Below are 17,164 nucleotides of genomic sequence, written 5' to 3' on the forward strand. Positions count from 1 at the left end.
AGCAGCGGCGATTCGGTCAGTTGTGTTGAATCCGTGCAGATTTCGTGCAGTTTCCCGGTGGCAGGCGGCTGTTCGGAGCGAGGGGCGACAGGTTGCGGGGCAACGGCCCGTGGTCTCGCTGCACGGGGAGAGCCATCGCGCATGGACTCGACTCGTCGGGCTATCGGCGAGGCCCGGTGCTGCGAGGCCGACACGCCCACAAATCTCGGTCCCTCCGACCACGGTTTACTGCCGTGTCATGTGAGTCCGATTCGTCCCATATTCCGGGCGGGTATCCGACCGCGGGGCCATCTTCGCTGATCGCAGGCCGTCGCTGGGCATTCGACGCAGCATGACAGCAACGTACTGGTCGGAATTGAGCATTCTGCGCATTCGCGTGTCGTTCACTTGCGCACATCGCATTCTCGTGGATGCTGTGAGGTAGAGCACACGCGCACCCGTGAGGAGGCGGACCCCGATGCCAGAGAAGATCGATTATCCGGTCCAATTGGTCCAGCCCGACGGACGGCGCGTCCTAGCTCGCGAGTACGCCGCTTCGGTCGCCGACATCGGCCCCGATCAACTGCGGGACCTATACGAGGACATGGTCGTCACCCGGCGGATCGACACCGAGGCGACCGCTCTGCAACGCCAGGGGCAACTAGGACTCTGGGCGCCGCTGCTGGGACAGGAAGCCACCCAGGTCGGTTCGGCCCGCGCGCTGCACCCCGACGACTACGTGTTCTGCAGCTACCGCGAGGCCGCCGTCGCCTACTGCCGCGGCGTGCACCCCACCGAGATCACCCGGATGTGGCGCGGTGTCGCGCACTCGTGCTGGGATCCGAACGCGGTCAACATGACCAATCCGAACATCATCGTCGGCTCGCAAGGACTGCACGCGACGGGTTACGCGTACGCCGCGCATCTGGAAGGCGCGGAGATCGCGACGATCACCTACTTCGGCGACGGTGCGAGCAGCCAGGGCGATATCGCCGAAGCACTGGGTTTCGCGGCGAGTTGGAGCGCGCCGGTGGTGTTCCTCTGCCAGAACAACCACTGGGCGATCAGCGAACCGGTCCGGGTGCAGAGCCAGACCCCGATCGTGCGCCGCGCCTACGGTTACGGCATTCCGGGCGTGCAGGTCGACGGCAACGACGTGCTCGCGGTGCTGGCGGTGACGCGGCAGGCGATCGCGCGGGCCCGCAGCGGCGGCGGTCCGTCGTTCATCGAGGCGCTCACCTATCGGATGGGCCCGCACACCACCGCCGACGACCCCACCCGCTACCGCTCCGCCGCCGAGACCGAAGAGTGGGCGCGCCGCGATCCGATCGATCGGCTGCGCCGGCTGCTCGAGCGAGAGTCGTTGTTCGACACCGAGTTCCAGCGCCGCGTCGCCGAGCACGCCGACGAGGTGGCCCGGCAGGTGCGCACCTCGACCATCGATATGCCCGATCCGGCGCCGATCGACCTGTTCGATCACGTCTATGCCTCCCCGCATGCGCTCATCACCGAAGAGCGACGGGAATACGCGGAGTATCTGGCTGGCGATCCCAGCGATGCGGCCGCGCGACCGGAAGGAGTCCCTTCATGATCACCACTTTCGCCGGCGCATTGAACACCGGATTGCGGCGTGCACTGGAGGACGACCCCAAAGTACTGCTCATGGGCGAGGACATCGGGCGGCTGGGCGGGGTGTTCCGGGTGACCGACGCCTTGCAGAAGGATTTCGGCAACAATCGAGTGGTCGACACTCCGCTGGCCGAATCCGGCATCGTGGGAACGGCTTTCGGCATGGCGCTGCGCGGTTTCCGGCCGGTGTGCGAGATCCAGTTCGACGGCTTCGTCTATCCCGCCTTCGATCAGATCGTCTCGCATGTGGCGAAGATCCACTACCGGACGCAGGGAAAGGTGATCGCGCCCATCACGATTCGTATTCCGTTCGGTGGCGGGATCGGTTCGGTGGAACATCATTCGGAATCGCCGGAAGCCTACTTCGCGCACACCGCCGGGTTGCGCGTGCTGACGCCGAGCAACCCCGCCGACGCGTATCTGATGATCCGCCAAGCGATCGCGCTGGACGACCCGGTGATCTTCTTCGAGCCGAAACGGCGCTACTGGGACAAGGCCGAGGTCGATTTCCTCGCCCTGGACCGCGACGGGGATCTACCGCTGGACCGCGCCAGGGTCTGCACCGTGGGCGGCGACGCCACCGTCGTCGCCTATGGCGGCACCGTGGCCACCGCGTTGACGGCCGCGAAAATAGCTGCGGAAGAAGGGCATTCGCTCGAAGTGATCGATCTGCGCAGCCTCTCGCCGATCGACTTCGACACCATCGAGGAATCGGTGGCCAAGACCGGCAGGCTGGTCATCACACACGAGGCCCCGGTGTTCGCGGGTCTCGGCGCCGAGATCGCGGCGCGGATCACCGAGCGGTGTTTCTATCACCTGGAGGCGCCGGTGCTGCGCGTCGGCGGATTCGATATCCCCTATCCCCCCGCTAAGCTCGAGAAGTTCCATCTCCCCGATCCCGACCGCATTCTCGCCGCGGTCGATCGAACGCTCGCCGCCTGACGCCGGTACGCCGCAGTGAGAGGTGCCCACGTGGAAGATCGCGCCAACGAACCCGGCTCGGGGAACGTCCTGGAGTTCCGCCTCCCTGATCTCGGGGAAGGTCTCGCCGACGCCGAACTGGTCTCCTGGTCGGTCGGCGTCGGCGACGACGTGGCACTCAACCAGACGATCGCCGAGGTGGAGACGGCGAAGGCGGTGGTGGCGCTGCCTTCGCCGTTCGCCGGGCGGGTGGTCGAACTGCTCGCGGAACCCGGCGAGACCGTGTTGGTCGGAGCGCCACTGATCCGGGTGCAGAGCGATCAGCAACCGGCGCGGGACAGCGCGGCAGGTGAGACGAACAACGGACGGACCGCGGTGCTCGTGGGCTACGGTCCCGAAGGGGAAACCGTATCTCGACGGCGCAGGCCCGCCGCCGCGGCGCACCCTGCTCCGCCACAGGGCGGTGACACGCCCGATTCGATCCCCGAACAGCCTGCGGCGCAGCTGGTTTCGTCGAGTGACCCGGACCAGTCCGACAGCAGGCCGCAACTATCCGGTCGAGCCGCCGCGACACCCGCGGCGCGCAGGCTGGCCCGCGAGATCGGCATCGATCTGTGGTTCGTCGCGGGTTCCGGGCCCGGCGGTGCGGTCACCGTGGACGACGTGCGGGGCGCGGTCCCGGTCTCGCAACCGCGCCCGACGGCACCCCGGCCCGAGCCTGCCGCGGTCACCGATCCGCACGCGGGGGTGAGCCGTCCACCGGCCCGGGAAGAGCGGGTGCCGATCACCGGCGTGCGCAAGCGCACCGCCGCGGCCATGCTGGCCAGTGCCCGCACCATCCCCCAGGCCAGCACCTTCGTCACCTTCGATTGCACCGCGTCGGTGGAATTACTCGACCATCTGCGCAGCACGAAACCTTTTGCCGGACTTACCCTCACCCCGCTCGCGCTGGTGGCGAAGTCCGCGCTCGCCGCGCTCACCGAGTTTCCCGGTATCAACACTTTTTGGGACGAACCGAATCAAGAAATCGTCACCAAGCACTACGTGAATCTCGGGATCGCGGTGGCGACCGATCGCGGCCTGCTGGTACCGAATATCAAAGAAGCGCAGTCACTGAGCCTGCGCGACCTGACCCGCGAGATCGGCTGGCTGGCCGAGACCGCCCGATCCGGCGGCGCGAGCCCCACCGACCTGCGCGGCGGCACCTTCACCATCACCAACGTCGGCGTCTTCGGTGTCGACACCGGCGTACCGCTGGTGAATCCCGGGGAGGCGGCGATCCTGTGCCTGGGATCGATCCGCAAGCGCCCCTGGGTATTCCGCGACGAACTCGCGGTCCGCTGGGTCACCACCCTGGGCATCAGCTTCGATCACCGGATGATCGACGGCGAACTAGCCTCCCGCTTCCTATCAACAACCGCCGCCCTACTGGAGGACCCACTAACCCTCCTGAGCCGCATCTGACACCCTCTTTACCGCACCCTTTTCGTCTTCCCGCACCCGCTGTGGCGTGGCATAGCGAGTGCGGGAAGACGAAGGGGTGCGGGAAGTCAGGTGGTCAGTTGCGCTGCGGCGGTGCGGATCACGGCGGGGATCTCGACGGGCTTGCGGGTTTCGGCGTCCACGTAGACGTGCACGAAGGTGCCGGTGGCGGCCAGTTCGAGGTCGTCGTCGGCTTCGCGGAAGATGGCGAGATCGTAGGTGATGCTGGACCGGCCCAGGCGGGAGATGCGCAAGCCGACCTGGAGCCGGTCGGGGAAGCTGAGCGAGCCGACGTACTGGCAGGAGGTCTGCGCGACGACGCCGAGCGCGGGCAGCTCGCGGATATCGGTGCCGGTGGCGTGCATCAACCATGCGTTCACCGCGGTGTCGAAGTACGAGTAGTAGGTCACGTTGTTCACGTGCCCGTAGTGGTCGTTGTCCGCCCACCGGGTGGGCATCGGCCAGAGCACCGGATACTGCTGCTGCGTCACCCGGCCGACACTAGCTCAGCCGGGTTCGCGCCCTGCCGGTGGTCGCGCGGGCTGACGCCGAAGTGGCGTTTGAACGCGGCACTGAGGGCGAACGCGCTGCCGTAACCGACCTGACGCGCGATGGACTCGATGGTCGCGTCGGATTCGGCGAGCAGGTCCGCGGCCAGCGCCAGCCGCCACTCGGTGAGGAAGGACATCGGCGGCTCGCCGACCAGATCGGTGAAGCGCCGGGCCAGTGCGGCCCTGGACACCCCCACCGCCTCGGCCAGGCCGGCCACCGTCCAGCCGTGCGCCGGATTGTGCTGCAGCAGCCGCAGCGCCTTGCCGACGAGCGGATCACTGTAGGCGTGATACCAGGCGGGCGCGTCGTTGCGGGCGAACCAGGCGCGCAGGGCGGCGATCAGCACCATGTCGAGCAGCCGATCGAGTACCGCCCCCTGCGCGGGTTCGTCTTTGACCGCCTCGTCGACCAGGATGTCGAGCAGCCGGGTGTCGAAATCGCCGCGCTGCAACACAATCACCGGCGGTAGCGCACGCAGCAGCCGCTGGCTGGCCGCGCCCGCCGACTCGTAGGTGCCGGTGATCATCATGGTCGCGCCGTCGGCGTCGGTGCCCCACTGCCGCACGCCGAGACTCAATGTCTCGCACAGTATTTCACCGTCGGCGGTCTTGGTGACGTTGCCAGGGTGGATGTAGATCTGCGGCTCGGTGGCCGGATCGTCGGCGACCGTGTAGTGATCGGGCCCGCGGAAGATCGCGATATCGCCCTCGCACAGCTGACGAGGCGCGTGCTGGCCCAGCATGATCCAGGCGCCGCCGCGCACCATCGACACCACGGTGAGCGGGGCCTCGTCCTGGATGTGCAGGGACCAGGGCGGCGCGAGCATCGAACACATCAAGAACGCGCCTCTGGCACGGGGACCTTCGAGCAGACTGGCGAGCGCATCCACGCGATCAACCCTAGACGATTACGCATGATCATGAGCCGTTGAACTATGTTCCGTCTCGCCGCCCGCGGATGTACTGGATCCATGACATACAGCACCGATTCCCGGCCTCCCATCCTCGTCACCGGCGGCACCGGAAAGACCGGCAGCCGGGTCGCCGCGCGACTCACCGCGGCGGGGCACCCGGTCCGGGTCGGCTCCCGCACCGCCGGCATTCCGTTCAGCTGGGCCGAGCGCGGCACCTGGCCCGCGGCGTTGACCGGAGTGCACGCCGCCTACGTCGCCTTCCAGCCGGACCTCGCGGTACCGGGCGCGCCCGAGACGCTGCGGGCGTTCGCCGCGGTGGCGAAGCGGTGCGGCGTGCGCCGGCTGGTGTTGCTGTCCGGTCGCGGCGAGCCGGAGGCGCTGGAGTGCGAGGAGATCGTGCAGCAGTCCGGCCTCGAGTGGACCGTGCTGCGCTGTAGTTTCTTCGCCCAGAATTTCAGCGAGGGCGCGTTCACCGAATACATCCTGGCGGGCGAGGTCGCGCTGCCCAACGGCGAGGTGCCGGAGCCGTTCGTGCACGCCGACGATATCGCCGAGGTCGCCACCGTGGCGCTCACCGCGGACGGGCACGCCGGTGCGGTCTACGAGCTGACCGGGCCGCGCGCCCTGTCCTTCACCGCGGCGGTCGCACAGATCGCCGAGGTGACCGGGCGCGAGATCGCCTTCGTTCCGGTGACGCGCACGGAATTCGTTGCGGCGCTGACCGATTACCAGGTGCCCGCGGATGTGGTGAGCCTGCTCGACTACCTGTTCGGCACGGTGCTGGACGGGCGCAACTCGGCCACCACCGACGGTGTGCGGCGGGCGCTGGGCCGCGAACCCAAGGACTTCGCCGACTACGCGAAGGAGGCAGCCGCGACGGGCGTATGGGATATCCAGCCGAATTGAAGCGGTGCCGGGCGCGGTGCGCGGGAGACCGCGCCCGGCATCGATGCGAGCCACGAGCGAAGATCATCGGTACCGTCGAAGGGGTGTTCAGTCCGACGATGGATCGCACGCTCCGCCTCGCTCGCGTCGCCGTGTTCACGGTGTTCGGGCTGAACGGATTCCTGCTCGCCATGTGGGTGGTGCACATTCCGGCGATCACGGACCGGACCGGTGTCGCGAAATCCACGCTCGGCATGTTCATCCTGTTGATGGCGGGCTCGGGCATCGTCGGCATGCGGATCGCCGGTCCGCTGGCGGATCGATTCGGCAGCCGGACGCTGGTGGGCACCGCCGCGGTGATCGCCTCGGTGGCGGCGCTCGGCCCCGGGTCGGCCACCGGCCCGGTGCCGTTGGCGATCGCCCTGTGCTGCTTCGGTTTCGGCAACGGCGCGCTGGACGTCTCGATGAACACCCAAGCGGTGCACGTGGAACGGGCCTACGGGCGGCCGATCATGTCGGCCTTCCACGCGCTGTTCTCCGGCGGCGGGCTGTTGGGTTCGCTGCTCGGCGCGGCGACCTTGCGCGCGGGCTGGGATCTGCGAATGACGTTGGCACTGGCCGCGACCGGCTGTGTCCTGTTGACGGCGGCGCTCGTACCGCGCCTGCTCCGGGACAGCGAAACCGTGCCACGGACCGTCACTCCGGGTGCAGGCGAAGGGGTAACCGCCGACCTGACATCCGGGCGGGCACATCGGCGAAAGGTGCTGGCGCTGGCCGCGATCGCCTTCGCGGTGCTGCTCGCGGAGGGCGTCGCCGGTGATTGGAGCACGCTGCAGATGCGTGAGCACCTCGGCGTCGACCAGGCCACGGCCGCCCTGGCGTTCGGCGCGTTCTCGGTCACCATGACCGGCGGCAGACTGGCCGCCGACCGGGTGAGCGGGGCGTTCGGCCGGGTGGCGGTGGTCCGCTACGGCACCTTGCTCGCCGCACTCGGCCTCACCGTCATCATGGTGTCGCCGTGGGTGCCGCTGTCGTTGCTCGGCTGGGCCATGGCAGGTCTCGGCCTGTCCGGCACCGTACCGCAGATCTTCACCGCCGCAGGCAATCTCGGCTCCGCGACGGCGGCCACCGATATGGCACGGGTCTTCAGCCTGGGCTATCTGGGTTTGCTCGCGGGCCCCGCGGTCATCGGCTGGCTCAGCGCGGTCATTCCGCTGACCGCCACCTTCCTGGTCCCGCTGCTGGCCATGGTGGTGTGCTGCGCCTACGCGGGGGCCGTGGCGGCGCCCCAGCCGGCGAGCGAAAAACACTGACGCACAGCGAATTCCGCCCGCCGACCGGGACTACTTGGGTGCCACCAGGCAGAGCGTCATCGGATCCGGTTTCGGATACACGATGGTGCTGTCCTCGGTGTATTTCGGGCCGCACGCGGACTTGTCCGCGCTGCCCCGCACGATGCGGCCGATCTTGTAGTCGGCGGCGGAGCTACAGGCGACCTTGGTGCTCGCCGCCAGCGTGCCGCTCTTGATGCAGTCGCCTTCCTTCACATTGAGTCGCAGGCACAGCGTGTAACCGTTGCGACCGGTCTCGTAGTAGCTGGCGTAGTCCTGGTTCTCGCAGTTCTTGTTCGATCCGTCGATCCGCTGTGCCACCACGTAATTGGCCTCGGGATCGGAGCACTCCTTGATCGCGAACTCGGCCTTGTAGGTGGTGCCGGACAGTTTCGCGCACTCGCCTACCGCGACCTTCTTACCGTCCGGTCGTCCGACGGTGGCGATGAGCGCGACCACGGCGATCACGCCGAGGATGACGACGGTGATGATGATCGCCTTGGCCTTGCCGCCCGAACGCCGCGGCGGCCCCGGCGGCGGGAAAGCGCCGGGCGGGAACCCGGGCGGCCCGCCGTGCGGCGGAAAGCCCTGTGGTGGAACGCCTTGCGGTGGTGGGAAGCCCTGCTGTGGCATGCCCGGCTGCGACGGATATCCGGTGCCGGGCGGCGGATAGCCCGCCCCGTAACCCGGTTGTGCCGGCTGACCCGGATACCCCTGCGCCTGCGGGTAGCTCGGCTGGGCGTAGCCCTGGCCGCCGGGTTGCCCCGGATATGGATAGTTCGGTGGTGTGGTCATGTTCCCCTCCCCAGGGTTTACGCGATCTCGGCCGCACGCGGCGGCCGAACGAACTCACAGAATCTAGCCGATGGATTCGCCGGCCGTGCGCTGGGTGATTGCCGTTACGTCCTCAGAGGTACAGGCCGGGGTTGACCGGATCCGCGGGCACCGACTGGATCTTGGTGTCCCCGTCGCGCAACGCGACCAGTTCCGCCAACGTCGCGCCGTCCGGACCGGCAGCCTCGCCCGGGGTTTCCGGACGCCGTTCCCGGGCCAGCCAGGCCGCCGATTCGGCGGGCGAGAGCCGCCCGACTTCGAGCTGCGCCAGGCAGCGACCGGGACGGGTCACCGCCGGGTGCAGCCGGGTCAGATCCTCGTTGGTGGTGATCGCCACGAGCACGTCCCGGCCTTGGCCGAGCATGCCGTCGGTCAGGTTGAGCAGGCGCGAAAGCCCCTGCCCCGCAGTTTCTCTGGCCTCGCCGCGGATCAGTTCGTCACAGTCCTCGAGCACCAGCATGCGCCAGCGCTTGGTGTCCTCGTCGCCGTCGATGCCCGCCGCGACATCCATCAGATAGCCGGGCTTGGCGAACATCACCTCGGGGTCGAGCACGCAGTCGAACTGGCACCACGGCCCCAGGCGCGTGCGAGCGCACGCAGCGCGGTGGTCTTCCCGGTGCCCGGCGGCCCGTGCAGCAGCACGAGCCGGCCGCGCACGTCCGCGGCAGTCAACGCCATCAGCCGGTCCAGCGCGCCCGCCACGTCGGCGGCGTAGTTGCCACGGATTTCCGGCCAGGTCGGCGCGGTGATGGTGCGGCCGCGCCGCTGCGGGCCGTGGCTGTGCATGTGCCAGAAGCCCATCTCGATGGTCTCGCCGACCTCCGGCTGCGCGGCCGCGTCGCGGATCGCCTCGGCGAGCACCGTCGTCGCGAGTTCGTCGGTGACCGCGGTGACCTCGACCATCGCCGAGCCACCCGACCACCGGACCGCGCGCAGCGACCACCCCGCCCCGACCACCAGCGCGGCGCCGCTGTCGTCGTCCTGGGTCGAGCGCACCACCCGGCCGTGCTCCGGCCGCAGCAGCGCGTCGGGCTTGATCCGCTCGAGATGCGCGGTGCGCGCGCACGGCTGATCACCACGCAGGAAGGGACTCACCGCGAGCGCATCTATCGCGTCGCGCGTGGAATAGGCGGAGTCGACGGCGACAGTCCACGGCAGCCGCTCGGCGAGATCGGCCGAGGGCTCACTCGGGTCGATCAACCGAAGGGGCTCGTTACGTGCGGACACTCCGAGCATGATCAGGCCTGCGGACCGGGCTTGTCCACTGGTTTAACGCCGAACGGCCTCCCGCGTGCGCGGGAGGCCGTTCGAATCCGAATCCCTACAGCGCCTTCAGTTCCTCGGTGACCGCACCGACGGACTTCTTGGCGTCGCCGAACAGCATCGAGGTGTGATCGGCATAGAACAGCGGGTTGTCGATGCCCGCGAAGCCGGAGTTCATCGAGCGCTTGAGCACGATGACGCTCTTGGCCTGGTCGACGTTGAGGACGGGCATGCCGTAGATCGGGCTGCTGGCATCCTCGCGCGCCGCGGGGTTGGTGACGTCGTTGGCGCCGATCACCAGGGCGACATCGGTGCGGCCGAATTCGCCGTTGATGTCGTCCATTTCCTTGAGCGCGTCATAGGAGACCTCGGCCTCGGCCAGCAGCACGTTCATGTGACCGGGCATGCGGCCCGCGACCGGGTGGATGGCGTATTTGACCTCGACGCCCTTGGCTTCGAGCAGCGCCGCCATCTCCTTGACCGCGTGCTGGGCCTGGGCGACGGCCATGCCGTAGCCGGGCACCACGATCACCTGGTTGGCGTAGGCCATCTGAATCGCGGCGTCCGCGGCGGAGGTGGCCTTGGCCTGCTTGTTCTCCCCATCGCCGCCGGCGCCGGGAGCCGTTCCGCCACCGCCGAATCCGCCCGCGACGATCGCCGGAATGGACCGGTTCATCGCCTTGGCCATCAGGTTGGTGAGGATGGTGCCGGACGCGCCGACGATCATGCCCGCGACGATCATCGCGGTGTTGTTCAGCGCCAGACCCGCTGCGGCGGCCGACAATCCGGTCAGCGCGTTGAGCAGCGAGATGACCACCGGCATATCCGCGCCGCCGATCGGCAGCACCACGGCGAGGCCGAGCACACCGGCCAGCACCAGGACCGCGATCATCCACAGTTGGGACACACCGTCATTGGTGGCGCCGACGCCGATCACCACGGCGGCCGCGATCGCGCCCAGGAGCAGCAGCAGATTCAACGGCTGCTGCAGCTTGCCGAGACCGATCGGACGGCCGGGCAGGATCTCCTGGAGTTTGCCGAACGCGATCAGCGAGCCCCAGAACGAGACCGAGCCGATGATCGCCGCGAACAGCGAACCGATGACGATGTGCACCGTGGGCTCTTCGTCGAAGTGCGAAAAGCCTTGGCTGTTGATGAATTCCGACCACGCGATGAGCGCGACCGTGCCACCGCCGACGCCGTTGAACGCGGCGACCAGCTGCGGCATGGCGGTCATCTTGGTGAACTGCGCGGGCGGCACGCCGAGCGCGATGCCGACCACCAGTCCGGCGATGATCAGGATCCAATTGCTGGTGTGGCGCACCGAGATCAGGGTCGCGACCACGGCGATGAACATGCCGACGGCGGCGATCAGGTTGCCGCGCACCGCGGTCTTCGGACCGGTCAGGCCCATCAGACCGTAGATGAACATGCCGAACGCGATGATGTAGAGACCGTTGACCAGGTAGGTCACGTTGTCGAAGGTATGCATCACTTCTCCGCCTTCGCCGGCGCTGCCGCCTTCTTGCCCTTGAACATGCCCAGCATCCGGTCGGTCACCACGAAACCACCGATGACATTGAGGGTTCCGAAGACGACGGCGACGAACAGGATGATCTGGGTCAGGATCGAGGGGTCCTGCACGTTGCCCAGGGTGACCAGCGCGCCGAGCACGACGATGCCGTGAATGGCGTTGGTACCGGACATGAGGGGGGTGTGCAGGGTGTTGGGGACCTTCGAGATGACGGCGAACCCGACGAACCCGGAGAGCACCAGGATCGCGATGTTCGCGAGCAGTTCGGTGTACATCAGGCTTCCCTCTCCCGGGTGACGCAGGAATCGGCGAGCACCTGATCCTCGAAGTCGGGTGCCACCGCACCGTCCTTCAGCATCAGTTCCAGCAGTGCCGCAATGTTTTTCGAGTACAGCTCCGAGGCGTGCTCGGGCATCGTCGCGGGCAGGTTCAGCGGCGAGGCGATAGTGACCTGGTGCTTGACCACGGTCTCGCCCGGCTCGGTGAGCTCACAGTTGCCGCCGGTCTCCCCGGCCAGGTCGATGATCACGCTGCCCGGCTTCATGCCCTCGACCGCGGCCGCGGTCACCAGACGCGGTGCGGGACGGCCGGGTACGAGCGCGGTGGTGATCACCACGTCGAAACCCTTGATCGCGTCCTCCAAAGCCTGCTGCTGCTTTGCCTTCTCCTCGTCGGTGAGTTCGCGGGCGTAGCCGCCCTCACCGGCCGCGTCGATGCCGAGATCGAGCCACTGCGCACCGACCGAGCGCACCTGATCGGCGACCTCGGGCCGCACGTCGTAGCCGGTGGTGCGGCCGCCGAGGCGCTTGGCGGTGGCCAGCGCCTGCAGGCCCGCGACACCCACGCCGAGCACCAGCACCGTCGCGGGCTTCACCGTGCCCGCCGCGGTGGTGAGCATCGGGAAGAAGCGCGTCGACTCCGACGCCGCGAGCAGCACGGCCTTGTATCCCGCGACATTGGCCTGCGAGGACAGCGCGTCCATCACCTGCGCCCGCGAGATCCGCGGAATCGCCTCGACCGCGAACGCCTGCACGCCACCGGCTTTCAGCTTGCCGATCTGGTTGTCCGCGTTGCGCGGGGCCAGGAAGCCGATCAGGGTCTGCCCGTCCGACAGCTTCGCCACCTCGGCGTCACTGGGCGGGGCGACCTTCACGACCACCTCGGCCGACCAGGGGTCGCCGATGGTCGCGCCGGCGTCTTCGTAGGCGCTGTCGGGAATGAGCGCGCCGAGACCGGCACCGGACTCGACCACCACCTGCACCCCCTGCTTCAGCAGGGTCGGAATGATCTTCGGCACCAATGCGACACGTCGTTCGCCCGCGTTGGACTCGCGAACGACTCCGACACGCGCGCCGCGTGGCGACTGATCGCCTACGCTCTGCGTTGTCTCCACTATGTCAGTTCCTTCTTGTGCTGAGCTTGCAGGCAACAGATGGACGGCCGGACGATGTTACTTCAGAGTAAGGTCGCCCAAATCCTCGCAACTGTACCCGGCGTGTTGTGCGGACCGCTGAGACGCCCGTCACACGATCGCGCCGGATTCCACCGATATGCCGGGTTCTCGAGGTCATCGGGGTCACCTCCTGCGCGGTGGTTGTTCGGACGAGCGCCGGTTCTGATGGTGGTCGCCGCGGCTGCCCGCGACAAGACCGAACGTGCAGGTCTATTACTTACTCGAAGGTTCGGCACCAGGTCAGGCGGGGGACGCCGGGCCTGGGAAGTGACGTGCATCATGATCGATTCTCACGCCGGGGTGTTCCGGGCCGCTCGTACGCCGTAAGGTCCAGCCTGTGACCGACTGCGTCTTCTGCCGCATCGTGGCCGGCGTTGCCCCCGCAACAAAGGTGTACGAGGACGACTCGCTCTGCGCCTTTCTCGACATCCGTCCCATCGCCCGCGGCCACACGCTGGTGATCCCCAAGCAGCACGCCACCGAACTGGAGGATCTGGACGCCGAACTCGGCGCCTACGTCTTCCGGGCCGGACATCGGCTCGCGCTCGCGGTCCGGCGCAGCCCGCTCGCCGCCGATGGCGCGAACCTGGTGCTCAACGACGGCACCGCCGCGTTTCAGACCGTTCCGCACGTCCATCTGCACGTGATCCCGCGCAGCCACGGCGACAAGCTGCGCTTCGCCGCCGGCTTCCTGCTGCGTCGGCCGCACGATCCGCAATCGACCGCGGCCGCCATCCAGGCCGGCATCGCGGCGCTGGAAAAAGACGAAGCATCGAGTCGGGAGCGGCCGGGCGCGGACCGGCCGGAAGAAGGAGCACAGGAATGATCGATCCGACCCTGGACCGGGCCGAGCTGACCAGGCTGCTGTCCGAGCAGTGGGACGCGATCGCCGCGTTGGTCACCGGCCTCGACGAAAACCAGTGGCGGACATCGACTGCGCTGCCCGGCTGGACCGTGTTCGACGTGGTCGCCCACGTCGTCGGCACCGAATCGTGGTTGCTCGGCGAGCGGCCGCCCGCGCACGACCCGCTGACGCCCAAGGCCGACGTGCGCACGCTGCCGCATATCCGCAACGAGACCGGCGTCCTCAACGAGATCTGGGTGGACCGGCTGCGGCCGTTGCCCGGCGAACGGTTGCTGGAGATGTTCCACGACGTAACGGGCAGGCGGCGGGCGGCGCTGCACGCCCTCGGCGACGAAGCATGGCAGGCTCAGACCCAGTCACCGATCGGGCTGGTCAGCTACGGCCGGTTCATGCGGGTGCGGCTGTTCGACTGCTGGATGCACGAACTCGATATCGCCGACGCGCTGGGCGTCCAGGTGGACGAGGGCGGGCAGCGCGGCGAATTCGCCTTCACCGAGTTCCTCGGCAGCATCCCGCGGATCGTGGTGAAAAAGGGTGGCGCGCCGCATGGTGCACGGATCACCTTCTCGCTGACCGGACCGCTGGCCCGCTCGCTGCACATCCAGGTGGCGGACCGGGCGAACTTCGTGGACGCCTTCGACGGCGCACCGACCGTCGACATCCATTTGCCCGCAGCGGATTTCGTCCGGCTCGGCGGCGGACGGACCACCGCGGACCAGCACGTGGACCGGATCACCATCAGCGGCGATCAGGAACTCGGACAACGGGTCGTGCAGAATCTCGCGTTCACCCTCTGATGCGCCTGTTCCTGTCCAGCTACCGCTTCGGCGCGCACTACGACCGGCTCGCCGCCCTCGTCGGCGCGCCGGGCCGAGTCGCGTTGATTCCCAACGCCTGTGATGCCTGGCCCGAGCTGTGGGAGTCGGCGATCATCAGCGATATCGTTCCGCTGCGCAGGCTGGGGTACCAGCCGGAGACGGTGGATCTGCGCGATTTCGTCGGCCGCCCGGCGGAATTGGAGCGCACACTCGCCGAGTTCCCCCTGCTGTGGGTGCGCGGCGGCAACACCTTCGTCCTGCGCGCCCAATTCGCCCGCAGCGGCGCCGATGTCGTGCTCCCCCGGCTGCTGGCGGCCGACGCGCTCGTATACGCGGGCTACAGCGCCGGCGCCTGTGTGCTGACCCCCGACCTGCACGGACTGGAATCCTCCGACGATCCAGCCGAGGTCCAGCCGACGTGCGGGATCGAACCGCGCTGGGACGGACTGGGTTTGGTGCAGCAGCGGATCGTGCCGCACATCGCCTCGCCGACCGATCCGCTCGGCCTGTGCGATCGGCTCGCCGAGTCCTATCGCGCCGAAGGCATCGCGCACTGGGCGCTCACCGACGACGACGCGATCGTCGTCGACGGCGATCGCACGGAAGTGCTGATCGGTTCAGCGGAGTCTTGAACCAGCCTGATCGCGAACGCCGGAAGCCGTCTTCGCCGCCGCGCTACGACGTCGGCGACCGCACGTCGCGCGGGGGTGCGACTTCGGCCTTCGCGTCGCGGCGGAACACGACCCAGCGCATCGCGCTGTACATGTAGACCGCTTCGCAGCCGCCCGCGAGCAACCGCGCCAGGTGGTAGTCGACGCCGAGCGCGGTGAGTCCGCTGCCGACGCCGAGGATGAACGCGGCGTAGTTGATCGCCACGACCACGACGTAGACCCCGGCCTGTTTGCCGACCGGCGCGTGCGAATGGAAGTTGAAGGTGCGATTGAGCACGAAACTCAACCCGAAGGCACAGACGTACGCGACGGAGACCGACAGCCAGACGGGCAGGCCCAGTCCACCATGGAAGAGGGTGAGCAGCGCCAGGTCCACGCCGAAGGTGAAACTGTTGATCAGCGCGAAGCCGAGGAAGGTCGGCGCGACAAGACGATTCAGGCCCCAGGGCAGCCGCGCGACGACCGCCTCGCACCATCGGGTGAAGCGGTCGGCAATGTTGTCGGTGGTCTGCGCCGGCTCGTGCACGCTGCCAGGGTGCCAGCGGCAGGTGACCACCAGATGATCATCCGGCAACGCCGCGTCGATCCGCCGGAGCGGCCGTGGCGTGCCCCGGCGGACTAGCGTGGGGTTGTGGACGTTAGTGACCTGATCGACGGACTGCCCGAGGGTGTGGTCGTCACCGACCCTGATCTGCTGGCGAGCTACCGGCAGGACTGGGCGCGCGATCCCGCGGCCGGCACGCCGGTCGCGGTGGTGCGCGCGACGAGCACCGAGGATGTCGCGGCGGCGCTGCGCTGGGCGCACGAGCGGCGCGTGCCCGTCGTGCCGCGCGGTGCGGGATCTGGGCTGTCCGGCGGCGCCACGGCGGTCGACGGCGGACTGGTGCTGAGCACCGAGCGGATGCGGGCGATCACCGTCGACCCGGTCACCCGGACCGCGGTCGTGCAACCGGGACTGCTGAACGCCGAGGTGAAACGCGCTGTCGCCGCGCACGGCCTCTGGTATCCGCCCGACCCCTCCTCGTTCGAGATCTGCTCGATCGGCGGTAACGCCGCCACCAACGCGGGCGGGCTGTGCTGCGTGAAGTACGGCGTGACAACCGATTACGTGCTGGGCATGGAGGTGGTGCTCGCCGACGGGACGGTGCTGCGGCTCGGCGGGCCGCGGCTCAAGGATTCGGCCGGGCTGTCGCTGACCAAACTGTTCGTCGGCAGCGAGGGCACGCTCGGCGTCATCACCGAGCTGACGTTGCGCCTGCTGCCCGCCCAGCCGCCGCAGAGCACCGTCGTCGCCTCGTTCGCCACCCTGACCGCCGCCGTCGACGCGATTCTCACCATCACCGGCGAATTGCGGCCCGCCATGCTGGAATTCATGGATTCGGTGTCGATCAACGCGGTCGAGGACGAGCTACGGATGGGCCTGGATCGCAAGGCCGCCGCACTGCTCGTCGCACGGTCGGACGCGCCCGGCGAATTCGCCGGGCGGGAAGCCGAGATCATGCTGGCCGCCTGTGAAAAGGCCGGTGCGACCGAGGCTTTCCACACCGCCGACGCCGAGGAAGGTGAAGCCTTCACCGCGGCAAGGCGGTTCGCGATCCCCGCGGTGGAGAAGCTGGGCGCGCTGCTGCTGGAGGACGTCGGCGTCCCGCTGCCCCGGCTCGGCGACCTGGTGACCGGTGTCGCCGAGATCGCCGCGCGCAACGAGGTGACCATCTCGGTGATCGCGCACGCCGGCGACGGCAACACGCACCCGCTGATCGTGCACGACCCCGCCGACGCCGCCATGACCGAGCGCGCGCACCGCGCCTTCGGCGAGATCATGGATCTGGCCATCGCGCTCGGCGGCACCATCACCGGCGAGCACGGGGTCGGGCGCTTGAAGAAGGCGTGGCTACCCGACCAACTCGGTGCCGACGTGATGGCATTGACCCAGCGCATCAAGGACGCGCTCGACCCGCGCGGCATCCTCAACCCGGGCGCGATTCTCTAACCCCGCGATTCTCCCACCCATGGAACATTCCCGGCCGCGAAGGA

18 protein-coding genes are annotated in these 17,164 nt (G+C 68.3%); 9 read left to right on the forward strand and 9 right to left on the reverse strand.

Going from position 1 to position 17,164, the window contains the following annotated elements:
* The first annotated feature begins 457 nt into the window (after window positions 1–457).
* From pdhA to NVU01S_RS36910, 3 genes are read left to right on the forward strand one after another with little or no spacing between them, the layout of a single operon-like run.
* A complete protein-coding gene (gene pdhA, locus NVU01S_RS36900; protein ID WP_043672016.1) occupies window positions 458–1,570 on the forward strand; it encodes a pyruvate dehydrogenase (acetyl-transferring) E1 component subunit alpha in 1,113 nt (370 codons plus the stop codon).
* The gene (locus tag NVU01S_RS36905; protein WP_043672019.1) at window positions 1,567–2,550 is read left to right on the forward strand and encodes an alpha-ketoacid dehydrogenase subunit beta; all 984 of its coding nucleotides are present in this window, start codon (window positions 1,567–1,569) and stop codon (window positions 2,548–2,550) included. Before pdhA ends, NVU01S_RS36905 begins: the two co-directional genes overlap by 4 nt.
* A 30-nt stretch (window positions 2,551–2,580) precedes the next feature.
* Window positions 2,581–3,993, forward strand: coding sequence for a dihydrolipoamide acetyltransferase family protein (locus NVU01S_RS36910; RefSeq protein ID WP_052280709.1), 1,413 nt, complete (start codon window positions 2,581–2,583; stop codon window positions 3,991–3,993).
* Between the two features lie 86 nt (window positions 3,994–4,079).
* On the opposite strand, the gene NVU01S_RS36915 is transcribed toward NVU01S_RS36910, so the two are convergent.
* Window positions 4,080–4,469, reverse strand: a complete 390-nt coding sequence (locus tag NVU01S_RS36915; protein ID WP_051727865.1) for an acyl-CoA thioesterase — start codon at window positions 4,467–4,469, stop codon at window positions 4,080–4,082.
* 29 nt (window positions 4,470–4,498) lie between these two features.
* On the reverse strand, window positions 4,499–5,452 hold the full coding sequence (locus NVU01S_RS36920; RefSeq protein WP_014982009.1) for an AraC family transcriptional regulator: 954 nt from the start codon (window positions 5,450–5,452) through the stop codon (window positions 4,499–4,501).
* Between the two features lie 81 nt (window positions 5,453–5,533).
* On the opposite strand from NVU01S_RS36920, the gene NVU01S_RS36925 reads away from it, so the two are divergent.
* Window positions 5,534–6,382, forward strand: coding sequence for an SDR family oxidoreductase (locus NVU01S_RS36925; protein WP_043672022.1), 849 nt, complete (start codon window positions 5,534–5,536; stop codon window positions 6,380–6,382).
* Window positions 6,383–6,480: 98 nt separating this feature from the next.
* The gene (locus tag NVU01S_RS36930; RefSeq protein WP_052280695.1) at window positions 6,481–7,674 is read left to right on the forward strand and encodes an MFS transporter; all 1,194 of its coding nucleotides are present in this window, start codon (window positions 6,481–6,483) and stop codon (window positions 7,672–7,674) included.
* A 30-nt stretch (window positions 7,675–7,704) separates the two neighbouring features.
* Here NVU01S_RS36930 and NVU01S_RS36935 read toward each other — a convergent pair whose 3' ends face one another.
* The 6 genes from NVU01S_RS36935 to NVU01S_RS36955 all read right to left on the reverse strand — a co-directional run bounded on the left by NVU01S_RS36935 (window position 7,705) and on the right by NVU01S_RS36955 (window position 12,716).
* A complete protein-coding gene (locus NVU01S_RS36935; RefSeq protein ID WP_043672026.1) occupies window positions 7,705–8,487 on the reverse strand; it encodes an LppU/SCO3897 family protein in 783 nt (260 codons plus the stop codon).
* A gap of 112 nt (window positions 8,488–8,599) precedes the next feature.
* The gene (locus tag NVU01S_RS45110; protein WP_244467288.1) at window positions 8,600–9,079 is read right to left on the reverse strand and encodes an AAA family ATPase; all 480 of its coding nucleotides are present in this window, start codon (window positions 9,077–9,079) and stop codon (window positions 8,600–8,602) included.
* Window positions 9,061–9,753: a DUF5925 domain-containing protein gene (locus NVU01S_RS45115; RefSeq protein ID WP_244467289.1), complete on the reverse strand. Its 693-nt coding sequence runs from the start codon at window positions 9,751–9,753 to the stop codon at window positions 9,061–9,063. The genes NVU01S_RS45110 and NVU01S_RS45115 overlap by 19 nt, the downstream gene beginning before the upstream one ends.
* A gap of 94 nt (window positions 9,754–9,847) precedes the next feature.
* Window positions 9,848–11,281: an NAD(P)(+) transhydrogenase (Re/Si-specific) subunit beta gene (locus tag NVU01S_RS36945; RefSeq protein ID WP_195087954.1), complete on the reverse strand. Its 1,434-nt coding sequence runs from the start codon at window positions 11,279–11,281 to the stop codon at window positions 9,848–9,850.
* Window positions 11,281–11,598, reverse strand: coding sequence for an NAD(P) transhydrogenase subunit alpha part 2 (locus NVU01S_RS36950; RefSeq protein WP_029897870.1), 318 nt, complete (start codon window positions 11,596–11,598; stop codon window positions 11,281–11,283). Before NVU01S_RS36950 ends, NVU01S_RS36945 begins: the two co-directional genes overlap by 1 nt.
* Complete coding sequence (locus NVU01S_RS36955) at window positions 11,598–12,716, reverse strand: Re/Si-specific NAD(P)(+) transhydrogenase subunit alpha (protein ID WP_043672029.1); 1,119 nt, start codon at window positions 12,714–12,716, stop codon at window positions 11,598–11,600. Before NVU01S_RS36955 ends, NVU01S_RS36950 begins: the two co-directional genes overlap by 1 nt.
* A gap of 397 nt (window positions 12,717–13,113) precedes the next feature.
* Between NVU01S_RS36955 and NVU01S_RS36960 the strand changes: the two genes are divergently transcribed.
* The 3 genes from NVU01S_RS36960 to NVU01S_RS36970 are packed head-to-tail and all read left to right on the forward strand — an operon-like array spanning window position 13,114 to window position 15,091.
* Entirely contained in the window at window positions 13,114–13,602 is a 489-nt protein-coding gene (locus NVU01S_RS36960) for an HIT family protein (RefSeq protein WP_052280696.1), read from the forward strand.
* Window positions 13,599–14,438, forward strand: coding sequence for a maleylpyruvate isomerase family mycothiol-dependent enzyme (locus tag NVU01S_RS36965; protein ID WP_052280697.1), 840 nt, complete (start codon window positions 13,599–13,601; stop codon window positions 14,436–14,438). The genes NVU01S_RS36960 and NVU01S_RS36965 overlap by 4 nt, the downstream gene beginning before the upstream one ends.
* The gene (locus NVU01S_RS36970) at window positions 14,438–15,091 is read left to right on the forward strand and encodes a Type 1 glutamine amidotransferase-like domain-containing protein (protein ID WP_043672032.1); all 654 of its coding nucleotides are present in this window, start codon (window positions 14,438–14,440) and stop codon (window positions 15,089–15,091) included. Before NVU01S_RS36965 ends, NVU01S_RS36970 begins: the two co-directional genes overlap by 1 nt.
* Before the next feature lie 43 nt (window positions 15,092–15,134).
* On the opposite strand, the gene NVU01S_RS36975 is transcribed toward NVU01S_RS36970, so the two are convergent.
* Window positions 15,135–15,656 (reverse strand): GtrA family protein, encoded by a 522-nt coding sequence (locus tag NVU01S_RS36975; protein WP_052280710.1) that lies wholly within the window; start codon window positions 15,654–15,656, stop codon window positions 15,135–15,137.
* 105 nt (window positions 15,657–15,761) lie between these two features.
* On the opposite strand from NVU01S_RS36975, the gene NVU01S_RS36980 reads away from it, so the two are divergent.
* A complete protein-coding gene (locus NVU01S_RS36980) occupies window positions 15,762–17,120 on the forward strand; it encodes an FAD-binding oxidoreductase (RefSeq protein WP_043672034.1) in 1,359 nt (452 codons plus the stop codon).
* Window positions 17,121–17,164: the final 44 nt, after the last annotated feature.

It is taken from the genome of Nocardia vulneris (assembly GCF_001613425.1).
GTDB lineage: Bacteria > Actinomycetota > Actinomycetes > Mycobacteriales > Mycobacteriaceae > Nocardia > Nocardia vulneris.